The sequence below is a fragment of the Paraburkholderia phenazinium genome, from assembly GCF_900141745.1.
GTDB lineage: Bacteria > Pseudomonadota > Gammaproteobacteria > Burkholderiales > Burkholderiaceae > Paraburkholderia > Paraburkholderia phenazinium_B.
On the sequence record NZ_FSRM01000002.1, the window covers coordinates 1,871,514 to 1,884,555 of the forward strand.

At 59.8% G+C, this 13,042-nt stretch carries 12 protein-coding genes; 7 read left to right on the forward strand and 5 right to left on the reverse strand.

From position 1 onward, the window contains the following. Positions 1-67 precede the first annotated feature (67 nt). The gene (locus BUS06_RS28295) at positions 68-946 is read right to left on the reverse strand and encodes a LysR family transcriptional regulator (RefSeq protein ID WP_074267681.1); all 879 of its coding nucleotides are present in this window, start codon (positions 944-946) and stop codon (positions 68-70) included. A gap of 309 nt (positions 947-1,255) precedes the next feature. On the opposite strand from BUS06_RS28295, the gene BUS06_RS28300 reads away from it, so the two are divergent. Beyond that, positions 1,256-2,038 carry an alpha/beta hydrolase gene (locus BUS06_RS28300; RefSeq protein ID WP_074267682.1) on the forward strand — a complete coding sequence of 261 codons (783 nt, stop codon included), beginning with the start codon at positions 1,256-1,258 and terminating at the stop codon, positions 2,036-2,038. Positions 2,039-2,046: 8 nt separating this feature from the next. On the opposite strand, the gene BUS06_RS28305 is transcribed toward BUS06_RS28300, so the two are convergent. After that, a complete protein-coding gene (locus BUS06_RS28305) occupies positions 2,047-2,952 on the reverse strand; it encodes a DMT family transporter (protein WP_083611642.1) in 906 nt (301 codons plus the stop codon). Positions 2,953-3,243: 291 nt separating this feature from the next. Here BUS06_RS28305 and BUS06_RS37595 point away from each other — a divergent pair, with 291 nt between their 5' ends. Continuing rightward, a complete protein-coding gene (locus tag BUS06_RS37595) occupies positions 3,244-3,468 on the forward strand; it encodes a hypothetical protein (RefSeq protein WP_143787668.1) in 225 nt (74 codons plus the stop codon). Between the two features lie 55 nt (positions 3,469-3,523). On the opposite strand, the gene BUS06_RS28315 is transcribed toward BUS06_RS37595, so the two are convergent. Continuing rightward, positions 3,524-4,378 (reverse strand): SDR family NAD(P)-dependent oxidoreductase, encoded by an 855-nt coding sequence (locus BUS06_RS28315; protein ID WP_074267684.1) that lies wholly within the window; start codon positions 4,376-4,378, stop codon positions 3,524-3,526. A 290-nt stretch (positions 4,379-4,668) separates the two neighbouring features. On the opposite strand from BUS06_RS28315, the gene BUS06_RS28320 reads away from it, so the two are divergent. The 3 genes from BUS06_RS28320 (at position 4,669) to BUS06_RS28330 (ending at position 7,724) form a co-directional block, all read left to right on the forward strand. Further along, positions 4,669-5,967, forward strand: coding sequence for an MFS transporter (locus BUS06_RS28320; protein WP_074267685.1), 1,299 nt, complete (start codon positions 4,669-4,671; stop codon positions 5,965-5,967). A 94-nt stretch (positions 5,968-6,061) separates the two neighbouring features. Next, positions 6,062-6,973 (forward strand): amidohydrolase family protein, encoded by a 912-nt coding sequence (locus tag BUS06_RS28325; RefSeq protein ID WP_083611643.1) that lies wholly within the window; start codon positions 6,062-6,064, stop codon positions 6,971-6,973. A 496-nt stretch (positions 6,974-7,469) separates the two neighbouring features. Next, positions 7,470-7,724, forward strand: a complete 255-nt coding sequence (locus BUS06_RS28330) for a hypothetical protein (protein WP_074267686.1) — start codon at positions 7,470-7,472, stop codon at positions 7,722-7,724. A gap of 122 nt (positions 7,725-7,846) precedes the next feature. Here the strand turns inward: BUS06_RS28330 and BUS06_RS28335 are convergent, their stop codons facing one another. Both BUS06_RS28335 and BUS06_RS28340 read right to left on the reverse strand, forming a co-directional pair. Next, positions 7,847-8,944, reverse strand: coding sequence for a hybrid sensor histidine kinase/response regulator (locus BUS06_RS28335; protein ID WP_074267687.1), 1,098 nt, complete (start codon positions 8,942-8,944; stop codon positions 7,847-7,849). A gap of 213 nt (positions 8,945-9,157) precedes the next feature. Further along, positions 9,158-10,069, reverse strand: coding sequence for a LysR substrate-binding domain-containing protein (locus BUS06_RS28340; protein ID WP_074267688.1), 912 nt, complete (start codon positions 10,067-10,069; stop codon positions 9,158-9,160). Between the two features lie 115 nt (positions 10,070-10,184). On the opposite strand from BUS06_RS28340, the gene BUS06_RS28345 reads away from it, so the two are divergent. Next, entirely contained in the window at positions 10,185-11,351 is a 1,167-nt protein-coding gene (locus BUS06_RS28345) for a mandelate racemase/muconate lactonizing enzyme family protein (protein ID WP_074267689.1), read from the forward strand. 78 nt (positions 11,352-11,429) lie between these two features. After that, positions 11,430-12,755, forward strand: coding sequence for a dicarboxylate/amino acid:cation symporter (locus tag BUS06_RS28350; protein ID WP_074267690.1), 1,326 nt, complete (start codon positions 11,430-11,432; stop codon positions 12,753-12,755). Positions 12,756-13,042 lie beyond the last annotated feature (287 nt).

Sequence of the window (13,042 nt, forward strand, 5' to 3'; positions counted from 1 at the left end):
GCTTTACTTATGCTCCGCAGCCGCGTTGCTTCAACCCGAACCGGAGGAGTAGCGGCAAGCGCTCAACCTAGCGCGTATTTGCTCCGGCATACTTAATAAATTCGCGGACAGCATAGGAACGCTCATGTCGCCGGAACGTAAGGGCTATCTCCGAGACAACAGGTTTGCCGCCAAGCGGTCGATAGACCACGCCCGGTAAGTTCAGGCAGTCGCACAATGTGCGGGGCACGACGGCCACAAAGCTTCCAAGCGAAACGCACGCGAGTACCGCAGCCAGCGGGCCGGGTCTCGGCCCCAGTTTTGGCTGGAAGCGTCCACGTCTGCCCACCTCGAATGTGCCGAACTCCTGCTCCGGAAGCGCGAAGCACGCCTCACGCAGTTGCGACGGATTGATGACCGCATGATCTGCAAGCGGTGAGTCGTCCGGAAGGGCCAGCACGAACTCGTCCTGATAGACGCTGACGGCCCGTATTTCCTCCGGAAAGTCCAACGGCGGCCGTATGTACGCAACGTCGAGCCGGCCGTCGGTAAGCATCCCCGGAATCTGGGTCATCGGTGCTTCGATGAGCACGACATCCACTTTAGGGCGGTGCTTCCGGAAGCCTCTTATGGTCTTCTGCATGATCCCCGCAAAGGCCGCCGAGGCTATGAAGCCAATCTGGATGCGACCTAGTTCGCCTCGTTCCGCCAGTTCAGCGAGTTCCTGACCGCGCTGAAGCGAGGCGAGGGCGGCTGTCGCTTCGGGCAAATACGCTTCGCCCGCCGCTGTCAATGCAACAGAGCGCTTGGTCCGGTGGAACAGACGGACCTGGAGCAGCCGCTCCGTCTCCTGGATCTGCTTGGTAAGGGACGGGGGCGCGATGCCGAGCTCTTCGGCTGCGCGAGCGAAATGGAGGTGTCTCGCGACCGCGATGAAGCAGCGAATGTGGCGTAACTCGAGTTTCACAGTGTTAATCCTTTTGTGAACATTATCGTGTCATTCGCTTGTCAGCTGGAAAGAGGCGAGTGGCTGACATTTTCGCATGGCAACTTGCGCAACAGTCGGCGCCGACGCCGCGAAAAATTTTTGCGCTGAGCGGAATGTTTGCGCCAGCGCTGTGTTTGCTCCTAAGTACACCAGAGTGCAGCGTCCGTTCGGCGGACGTCAGGAATCGGCCAAATGATGACTGCCTGGGTATGGTTCGTCTATGGCGTCACCACAACGAGGTGAACGAAATCCACGAATCTCGTCCTACACATGCTTGGGAGAAGTTTCATGAAGTTGAGTTCGTTTGTTCTCGCGGGTCTGACCTGCGCCACGCTGGTGAGCGCGACGACGTCATTCGCGCAGGACAGCGCTGCGGCCCCGTCCGCACCGATCAGGAATGTCGTGCTGGTTCACGGTCTGTTCGCAGATGGTTCGAGCTGGCAGAAAGTGATTCCGCTGCTGCAGGCGAAGGGCCTGCACGTGACGGCGGTGCAGAATCCGACCACCTCGCTCGACGCGGATGTCGATGCGGTCAAGCGAGCGCTTGCGCAACAGGATGGTCCAACCTTGCTGGTCGCGCACTCGTACGGCGGGATGGTGATCAGCCAGGCCGGCGACGATCCGAAGGTGGCGGGCCTCGTGTACATCGCCGCGCGTGCGCCGGACGCTGGCGAGGACTATCCGGCGCTGACGAAGAAATTCCCGGCCGCACCGGCGTCGGCGGGGTTGCAGTGGTCGGCGGATGGTTACGGCAAGCTGTCTGAGCAGGCCTTTGTGCACGACTTTGCGGGCGATCTGCCTACCGTTGAAGCTGAGACGTACTACGCGGTTCAGCAGCCGATTGGCAAGGCAATCACGATGGCGAAGACGACGGTCGCCGCGTGGCACGACAAACCCACCTGGTATGCGGTGTCGACTGAAGACCGGACGATCAACCCCGATCTGGAGCGCTTCATGGCGAACCGGATGCATGCGCATACGATCGAGCTCGATTCGAGCCACGTGTCGCTGCTGTCGCATCCGACTGAAGTGGCGAACCTGATCCTCGAAGCGGCGGGTCAGCAGAAGTGAGGTTGTAGTCAGCCCCGGCCGCGCCACGCGACGAAGGCAACACCAGCAATCGCCATCAGTCCACCGGCGATGGTCGTCAGCGCGGGGTGCTCGCCAGTCAAAAAGATCGATAGCGCGATCGCGATCGCGGGTACCAGATACAGGAAATTGGACGCCCGCGCCGCACCGAAGTGGCCCAGGGCAATCGTCCACGTCGCGTAACCGAGCGCGGCCGGGAAGACGCCGAGCACGAGCACAGCACCCAAAGTTCCTGCCGATGCAGAAGGCGCTGCAAGTGCGCTCATGGCGCCCGGCAACCACGGCGATAGCAGCAATGCGCCGGCGAGTAGCGTATAAGCAGTGCTTGCGAGCGGCCCATAGATCGGAATCAGGCGTCGCTGCAACACGAAATATGCTGAGGATGCCAAAGCAGCGAGCAGGATCAGTGTTGCGCCGCTGCCGGGTGCGAGGCCGCCGGGTTGTCCACATGCAATCAGACCGATGCCTGCAAAGCTGAACACCGAGCCGAGCCAACCCCATCGATTGAGTTTTTCGCGCAGGAAAACCGTCGCCAGAATGGCGGTGAAGATAGGCGAGGTACTCATGATGAAGGCCGCTGCGCCTGGCGCAACGGTCAGTTCGGCGGTGTTCAGAAGCGCGTTATAGCTTGCGATGCCGAGGAAGCCGGACAGGACAAAGAGCAGTGAATCGCGCAGCGACGGTCGCTTCGGACGCGCGTAAATCAACCATCCCACGACCAGCACCGCTGCTGTCGCGAAGCGCGCGGCCGCGAGTTGCATCGGCGTGAGCCCTTGCAGACCAAGCCGGATGAAAGGAAAGGCCGCGGCCCACGACAGGATTGTGAAAGCTACGGCGGCAGCTGCCCGAATCGAATTCGGCGTGCTCGGCATGCTCAGTGAAGCGGACGTATTCATGGCGGTTCCCGGTAATGGAATTCGGCTGAAATCCCTTACCCAAATTGTCCGCGACGGCGTCGCGCGTGATAAGTGAGGCCGGCGGCGATAGAGAATCCGGGATTACCGGACAATGACGAAGTCCGCACGCCGTAACTTCTGGTAACAGGGCGTCGCCCGATGATGTGGTTTCGTCATTGAAACGACGCAGTAAACGTCGCATGCTGGCGATGTTGTTAAATGGCGCGCGCGCATGGGTCCCTTTCTTGCGCGGCCGTACATCAAAACATCGACCTATATACGGGGAACATCATGTCCATTTCCAGCGTTGCCTCCTCTGTCAGTTCCGCCCAAAGCATCAGCAGCAAGCCGGCTGCACAGCAGACATCTGAACCGAAGCGCACACATGGCGGCGGCCACCACGGCCATAAGGTCGCGACGGACGCAGGGTTGAGCACGTCGTCCACGGGTAGCGGATCGTCGACCTCGACCGCCGTGAACAGCATCTTGGGCGGCAACATCAATACGACCGCCTGATAGCGCCCAGGTCGCTCAGCCAACCCGGCATCGGGCCGGTTGGCCAGAGCTGCGCCTAGCGAGGCTGCTTGATAAATGCCTCGAACGCCGCTGCGTGGTCAGGATGCCACCGCGACAGCGCAGGACGGTTCTCGACGATATCGCCGGCTGCCCAAAGAATGCGCCGCTCGTCGAGCGCTCGCGGCACGTCGTTGTCCGGGCAGAGAATGTAAAAGTCGCCGGCTTCCAGACGCTCCAGCATGAACTCGACGGTTTGCTCCGGCGTCCACGCGGCGGCCGGTTTCTCGCCGCGGCCGTGACGTGTCAGTTCCGTGAACACAAAGCCAGGAATCAGCAGGTGAGCGCTGAGCTGGCAGCCCGCGGTATTGCGCAGTTCGTGCTGCAATGCCTCGGTGAACGCCTTAAGCCCAGCCTTCGCAACGTTGTAGGCCGGATCGCCGGGCGGCGTGGTGATGCCTTGCTTCGAACCGGTATTGATCACGAGACCCGGGCGACCACGTTTGATCATCTCCGGTACGAACACCTGGGTGCCGTGGATCACGCCCCACAGATTGACGCCAAGCACGCGCTCCCAGTTTTCGGCGGGCCCGAACATCTTGCTGCCCGGCTGAATACCCGCGTTGTTCATCAACACGTCCACACCGCCGAATCGTTCGACGACGGCATCGTGCAAGCGTTGCACGTCGGCGACGACGCTCACGTCGGTTTCGAGCGCGAAGACATCCTGTTTGCCGTTCGCGCTCAGCGCAGCGATTTCCTCCACTGCTTGCGCGATGCGCTCAGCGCCGAGATCGGCGATACAGACACGCAGGCCGAGTTGTGCGAAGCGTTTGGCCGCAGCAAGGCCGATGCCGGCAGCGCCGCCAGTGATCACGGCGACTGCGCCGGGAGTGAGAGCAGAATGAGTCATCGGAATCCTCGCTGGTGCAGGAATCGTGGCGTCAACCAAGGGCCGCGATTTCGATCGGTTCGAACAGGGGAGCTGATGATCCTAGCATGATCGATTGGTTTGCGTGGCCGTCGTGCCTGGCGCAAGGCACAGCCATTCTCGCGAGGCATCGCAGGTTGCTCAGCCGGTGGGACGCAAATTTTTTTATCTACTGAATCTTCATAAACATCCTTTCCGTGCCGTCGTGAGCTTGTAATAATTTTCCATTCGCCAGCGGCGCGAGACCGAGGCTGCAATGAAGGAGACAAGCGATGAACTGGTACGCGTCGTTTAGCAAAGCGGAGCGCACGACCTTCCATTCCGCCTTCACGGGCTGGGTGCTCGACGCCTTTGACTTTATGGTGTTCACCTTTGTCGTCACCTCGCTGATGACGTTGTGGGGCGTCGGCAAGGGCGAGATCGGCTTGCTAAGCACGGTGAGTCTGCTTTGCTCCGCCGCCGGAGGATGGGTGGGCGGCATCCTTGCGGACCGGTTCGGCCGCGTCAAGGTGCTGCAATGGATCATCGTCTGGTTCTCGGTGTTCACCTTCCTGATTGGCTGGTCACAGAACGTAGAGCAACTGTTTGTCCTGCGAGCGTTGCAGGGATTTGGATTTGGCGGCGAGTGGGCCGTGGGCGCCGTATTGATTGGCGAGATCGTTCGGCCGGAGCATCGCGGCAAAACTGTCGGCGTGGTGCAAAGCGGCTGGGCGATTGGCTGGGGCCTCGCCGCCATTCTCTACACGGTGGCGTTCTCTGTCCTCCCCGAAGCGCTGGCCTGGCGCAGCATGTTCTGGGTGGGGCTTGCTCCGGCATTGCTGGTGTTTTATATCCGCAGGCATGTGGCGGAACCTGAGAGCTTCAATAAAGCGCAGCAGATCATGCGCTCGAGCGCGAGACGCCCCTCGTTTCTGCAGATCTTTGCACCCGGGATCCTGCGCACAACGGTATGTTCGTCGCTGATGTGCTCCGGCCTGCAAGGCGGATACTATGCGATCGCCACCTGGATTCCCACCTTTCTGCGGATGGACAGGCACCTGTCGGTGATCGGCACCGGCGGCTACCTGGCTGTGCTGATTACCGGATCGTTTATCGGCTACGCAAGCGGCGGCTATATCTCGGACCGGATCGGCCGGCGCGGCAATATGCTGCTTTTCGCATTCCTGTCTGCGGTCATCACGATCGCCTATACGAAGGTCAACTTCAGCAATTCACAAATGCTCTACCTTGGATTCCCGCTCGGATTTTGTGCGTCGGGAATCTTCGGCGGAGTCGGTGCGCATCTCACGGAACTGTTTCCCGCTGCGCTTCGCGCGAACGGTCAGGGCTTTGCCTACAATTTCGGCCGCGGCATCGGCGCCTTGTTTCCGGCCCTCGTCGGCCTCCTGAGTGCGAAGACCGGACTGGGAAACGCGATTTGCATTCTCGCCGTTATCGCCAACGCGGCAGTATTTGTGACGGTGTTGGCGTTACCTGAGACGCGAGGACGACGGCTCGACGATGCTGATCATCTGATCCCCGCCCAGCAGCCGGAATCGACCTCTGAGAAGTCTCTGCCGCACGGGACGTGAGCCACGCGGAGCATGCTTCGTCTTTAAGCCTGCTTCGGAGCCGCACGCGTTATGGCCGCGCGGACCGGGCAATCCAACATGCAAGGATCCCTAAATGACCGGTTCAACGGAAAATCATGATGCACCGCTGTGTCCGCCGCCCGCTGCAGTGCAATCGGGGCCGTCCACCTTCGTCATGCCGCCCGGCGCCGTGGATACACACGCGCACGTGATCGGAGAGCCGCCGCGTTATCCGTGGATGCCCGATCGCTCGTACACGCCGCCAGCGGCCACCCCCGCAGCCTATCTGAAGATGCTCGACGACACAGGTTCGCAGTATGGCGTGCTGGTCCAGGTGAGCGTGCATGGGCAGGACAACACGCTGCTGCTGGAAACGCTGCGTGCGAATCCGGACAGGTTGCGCGGCGTGGTGGTGCCGTCACTAGGATTAGGCGATGCTGCGTACCAGGACATGACGGACGCCGGCGCGGTTGGATTGCGCCTGAACGTGCTGTTCGGCGGAGGCGGCATCGGTTTTTCGCAACTGGCCGAGTACGACGCATTGGCGCGCGATTGGGGCTGGCATATCCAGTTCTTGCTGGACGCGCGGAGCTTGCCTGAACTCGCGCCGCGGCTCGACAAGCTGCGCTCGGCCATCGTGATCGATCACATGGGCCACATGCCGACCGCAGTCGGCGTTGAGTCCGCGGGCTTTAAAGGTCTGCTGGCACTGGTGCGCGACGGCGCATGGGTCAAGCTTTCCGGTGCATACCGGCTGAGTACCCAGGCGCCCGCGTACGCCGATACCGCCGATTACGCACGCGCCCTGATCGCAACGGCGCCGGATCGCTGCGTATGGGGCTCCGACTGGCCGCACGTCGCTTTGTGGGGCGCCATGCCGACAGTCGGGCAGTTGCTCGATACGCTCGCCGTGTGGGCGCCGGATGAGCAGACCCGCACCGCGATTCTGACGAAGAACGCGCACCGGCTATACGGCTTTCGAGAGCCAACCCTCACACGGTCCTGAGAATCCGCGGCCTGGCCTCGTTTGCCGTCACACGTCTACCGCGGGCCCCGGCGTATTCGCGCCGTACGCCCCACGCACGGACGGAGACCGCAAACAGCATCGGGCGCCGTCATCGACGGGCATGCTGTCCTGTCACCCCGCGCTTTGGGCGAAGCAACGCGTCGAGGTCGCGCAGGCCGAGCCGCGGCCGAAAATACCATTGCAATCTACGCAGGCGCGATGCCGATACAGTTCGCCTGGCGTGTGAACGTGATTCTGATCTGTTCATCCTGGTCCTTTGGGCAGCTTGCATTGACCACTCGCGTATCGACCGGAATTTGTAAGTGCTTTAGGTTTCGAAAGACTTCGAAAGTTAAAAGTGTGCGAAGAGTACGTGACGCGAACCGCGACGTTTTCGCTTCACGTTGCCCCAATCGCTATGGATGGAATGGAACTTGCGCTCTCCTGGTTAGAAGCAAGGCTATGAAGCCAAGCCGAACTCACAGGGAGAAAGCAGATGAAATCCAAAGTTATCGTACTGACCGCATGCATCGTCTCAATGGCGCTGGCCGGCGAAGCGAACGCTGCGGGATGCCTGAAAGGCGCCGCGGCTGGCGGCGTTGCGGGCCACTATGTTGGCAACGGCCACGCAGCGGTGGGCGCCGCAGGGGGATGCGCGGTGGGCCATCATATGGCGGCGAAGAAGGCGAAGCAGGACGCTGCCCGACAAGACCAGCAATCCGCTCAGCAGGGTCAATCGCAGGCCCGGTAAGCTTGCCCGGCAAGAAAATCCCGCGGGTGGTCAGCTTTGCCTTTGCAAGGCTAACCCGCCTGCGGTTATTGCTGCTATGCAGAGCCTGATACTGCAAACATCAGATCATTCGCTGGTCAACTTTACCTTGCACCGAGACTTCTCGGCAGCTGCTCGGCCTTAGGCAAGAGCGCGCCGATCATAAAGCCTCTCTCCGTTCGGCTCATGATCACGCGGCCTCTATGTTTAGTGGCGGTGAAATTGACAAATGCCAGCCCCAGACCGAAGCCGCTCGCTTCATTGATCACTCCAGACGGCAGCCGGACAAAGCGCTCCGCGACGCGGTCCGTTTCCCTCGCCGGAATGCCCGTGCCTTCATCCTCCACACCTATAAGCAGACCCTCGCGCGTATCCGCAAGGATGCAGCGCACGGTCGCGTCACGCGGTCCGTATTTCAATGCGTTGTCGAGCAGGTTGGTGACGAGGCGAGTCAATAGCAGGCTGTCGGCAAGACACACCAGCGACGTGTCGGGCGCTTCGATGGAGATGCGGCATCCTTTAGCGACAGCCTTTTCGTAGAGCTGATCGACGGCAACGATCAGTATCTCGTTCAGGTTGACGATTTCGAATTGCCGCGATTCCGACTGTGCACGCGCGAGATTGAGGAAGCCGTCCGCCAGTTCCAGTGCATTGGTGGCGTGCGTGGCAATACGCTCGAGCAGCGGCGTGAGCGTCCCGTGTTCCGCGCGATAGAGTTCGAGCAGGGCCAGAATGGACGTTTGCGGCGAGCGCATGTCATGCGAGAGAAAATCCATCGCATCGTCGCGCTGGCGCAGACTAATATAGGATGCCGAATGATATCGGATTCGCGCGATCAGCTCGATCGAGTCGGGTAGTTTGACCAGGTAATCATTAGCGCCGGCAACGAATGCTGCGCTTTTTACCGTAGGCTGTTCCCGCGAAGACAGCACGATAACCGGGACGTTCGCCGTGACGGGATGAGTGCGATAGCTGCGCACGATATCCAGCCCATCTATGCCTGGCATGATGAGATCCTGAAGGATTACCGTGGGCTTTATCCGGCACGCCGTGGAGAGGGCTTCGCGTCCCTCGGTGCAGACATGGAGAAGGATGCCGGTCTCGTTCTCGAGGGCGCGTCTTATCACCTCTCCAACAATCGGTTGATCGTCGACCAATAGTACGGTTGCGACAGGGACGATTGGAGTCTGAAGTGTATTCATGGTGACGATAGGCGATCGGAAGAACCCGAGCGCGGTCCAGATCGAACGTTCGGGAAGGGAACGCGTCGATGTCCAGGCTAGTCTGGTTATATTTCGCGGCGGAGAGCCCAGTGTAAGGGCAACGAACAGCAGTCGGGAGACCGGGTTCGTTAAGGATTGTTAATTGATGCCATATCGTTATGGCGCGGTCCGCCGGTGTCGGAGAGAAGCGGCCTAAACAGCAGGTATTACTGGCTTTTTAAATCGTTCGACCAGAAAGTCTACGAACGCTCGGGCGCGTGCGGACTGATTGCGCTTGCTTGGATAGTACACAAAGAGGTCTGCCGAGGGCTGCACAAACTCTGGCAGAACAATGCGCAGTCGTCCGCTCTCCAGGTATTTCGCAAGGTCCCATTCCGAGCGGACCAGGATGCCGTGTCCGTCGAGTGCCCAACCCAGCACAATGTCGCCGTCGTTGCTCGACAGCATGCCTTGCACTTTTACCACTTCGGGGTGTCCTTTGTGCACCAGGCGCCAGATCCCATAGGCATCGTCGTTCTGGCGGTGCACGATGCACTGGTGATCGGAAAGGTCGGCAAGCGTCGCAGGCGTGCCGTGCTGCTCCAGATAGCGTGGCGATGCGCAGAGGAATCGGCGATTCGACATGACGCGCCGCGCGTTGAGCCGTTTGTCGGGCAGTGAACCGAAGCGGATGGCCAGATCGACACCAGTGTCTACGAGATCGATCGGCCGGTCGGTGACGTCAAGCTGTACTTCCACATGCGGATGACGTTTTGCGAACTCGGAGACAAGTGGCGCGATCGTGGTGCGGCCAAACCCCAGCGTCGCGTTCACACGCAGCAGTCCTCGCGGCATCGACCGGCTGGATGAAACGGCATCTTCCATCTCCCGCACCTCGGCCAGAATTCGCGTCGCGTGGTGCAGGTAGGTTTCACCTTCAGCGGTCAAGCTGACGCTGCGTGTGGTGCGATTCACCAGTCGTACGCCAAGCCGCGCCTCCAGTTGGGCTAACCGCTTGGTCGCTGCGGGCGGCGTCAGATCGAGTTCGCGTGCGGCCGCGGTCAGATTTCCGTGGCGTGCGAGCAGGACGAAAAACTGCAGGTGGGAGGCGAGGTCAGTCTTCACCGTAAGTTAATAAAGAAGTGACTTTCAGTGAATCATAACGCTACTTGCAGGGCATAACCTAGCGGCTCTTACAGCCCGTTGCATCGACGACGCGCGATGCCGCCAGGAGACCCTCATGAAAATCGTTGAAATCCGCGAAAAAACCGTCCCTATCAGCTCACCGATCCGCAACGCCTATATCGACTTCAGCAAGATGACGCTGAGTCTGGTCGCCGTAGTGACCGACGTCGTGCGTGACGGCAAGCCGGTCGTCGGTTACGGCTTCAACTCCAACGGCCGCTACGGACAGGGAACTTTGATGCGCGAGCGCTTCATTCCGCGTCTGCTGGAAGCCGCTCCGGACACGCTTATCAACGACGCCGGGGATAACCTCGACCCCCACAAAATCTGGGCCACGATGTTCTCGAACGAGAAGCCGGGCGGTCACGGCGAGCGTTCGGTTGCCATCGGCACAATCGACATGGCGGTCTGGGATGCCGTCGCGAAGATCGAAGGCAAGCCGCTCTTCCAGTTGCTAGCCGACCGCTACGGCAACGGTCAACCCGATCGCAAGGTCTTCGTCTACGCCGCGGGCGGTTACTACTACCCGGGCCAGGACCACGGAAAACTCAAGGACGAGATGCGCAGCTATCTCGACCGGGGCTATACGGTGGTGAAAAAGAAAATTGGCGGAGCATCGCTCGACGAAGACCTGCGTCGCATCGATTCGATCCTGAGCGTGCTGGGCGACGGCCAGAAGCTTGCAGTCGATGCCAACGGCCGCTTCGATCTCGACACCGCGATTCAATATGCGAAGGCGTTGTCGCAGTACGACCTGTTCTGGTACGAGGAACCGGGTGATCCGCTGGACTTCGAACTGCAAGCGACGCTACGAAACTACTACGCCAATCCGATGGCGACTGGCGAAGACCTGTTTTCGATGCAGGACGCCCGCAACCTCATCCGCTATGGCGGCATGCGCCCGGACCGCGACTGGCTGCAGTTCGACTGCGCGTTGAGCTATGGGCTGGTCGAATACCTTCGTACGCTCGACATGCTTCGCCAGCATGGCTGGTCGCCGAGCCGCTGCGTCCCGCATGGCGGCCACCAGATGTCGTTGAATATCGCCGCTGGCCTGGGGCTTGGCGGCAACGAGTCGTATCCGGATCTGTTCCAGCCGTATGGTGGATTCCCGGATGGCGTGAAGGTCGAGAACGGCCATATCACCATGCCCGACTTGCCGGGTATCGGCTTTGAAGGCAAGGCCGATCTCTTTGCGGAGATGAAGAAGCTTTCCGCGTAAGCCGTTAGCGAAACCGCGCCGGCTCAAAGCGCCGGCGCAGCGTCCACAAAAAAGCAAAAAGGACGACAGGAGACAGACATGCTGGTTTCAACGATTGGAAAATATCTTTCCAGGCTTTATGTACAGGTCCTGATTGGCATCATCGCCGGCATTCTGGTCGGACACTTCTATCCTGAGACCGGCGATCAGCTCAAGCCGTTAGGGGACCTGTTCATCAAGCTGATCCGGATGGCACTTGCGCCCATCATCTTCGCTTCGGTGGTGGTCGGCATTGCGCGCATGAGCGATCTTCACGAGGCGGGGCGGGTCGGCGTAAAGGCTATTCTTTACTTCGAAGTCGCATCCACCATCGCGCTCGCCATCGGTCTGCTGGTCGTGAACGTCATCAAGCCTGGCAGCGGGATGAACATCGACCCGGCGCATATCGATAGCGCGTCGATTGCAAGCTACACCCACGCGGCGCAGCAGCACGGCACGCTCGATTTCCTGATGAGCATCGTGCCGAACAGTATCGTCGGCGCGTTCGCTAACGGGGACATGCTGCCCATCATCTTCTTTTCAGTGTTGTTCGCAATTGCCCTTGCCAAGCTGGGGCCACGTACCGCGCCGCTGGTCGACATGCTCGATATGTTCCTGCAGGGCATGTTCGGCGTGGTTCGAATTGTCATGTATGTCGCACCGATCGGCGCGTTCGGCGGCATGGCATTCACGATCGGCAAGTACGGAATCGGCACGCTCGCATCGTTCGGTCAACTGATGTTCTGCCTATACCTGACTTCGATCGTCTTCGTGATCGTCGTGCTGGGCGCCGTCATGCGGCTATGTGGTTTGTCCTTGTGGAAGTTTCTCCGTTACATCAAGGACGAAATCCTCATCACGCTCGGTACGGCTTCCACCGAAGCGGTACTGCCGCAGATGCTCATCAAAATGGAGAAGCTGGGTTGTTCGCGGCCCGTCGTCGGAATGGTATTGCCGACCGGTTACACGTTCAATGCAGATGGCACGGCAATCTACCTGACGATGGCAACCCTCTTCATTGCGCAAGCCATGAACATCCACCTGACGATCTGGGATCAGTTGCTGGTGATGAGCGTGCTTCTGCTGACCTCCAAGGGCTCAGCCGGTGTCGCGGGCGCCGGATTCGTCGCACTCGCGGCCACGCTGTCGACCATGCACAAGGTTCCTGTGGCCGGCCTGGTGCTGTTGCTAGGCGTCGATCGCTTCCTGAACGAAGCGCGCGCCGTGACCAATCTGATAGGCAACGGTGTGGCAACTATCGTGGTGGCGCGATGGGAGGGGGCGCTCGATATGACGAAGGCGCGAGCGGTGCTCGACCGTGATGCCGATACTGACATCGAGGCTTCGACACCACCGTTGAAAGATGAAAGTTTTTTTAGAAATTAAATTTTATTTTATAAATGACTTTATTTTCTAAATTTCAGTTGGCCGACGCTGAAATTTCAAATGACGATCGTCCTGTGGTTCAGTTACGTCTTATGAGAATATGCAGCGCTTCCTGTAGCTAAATTGCGACATGAGGGAAGTGCCTGCCTGGCTCATGGGCTGGCGATATCTCTCCCTGAGAGATGTACATTTAATGTTGTCCCTTGAGTAGCCGCGTCAATAGCCATTGAATTCAGTAACGTTAAAGTTTTATGAATTTTTGCCCTCAAAAACAGGAAGGCTGATTT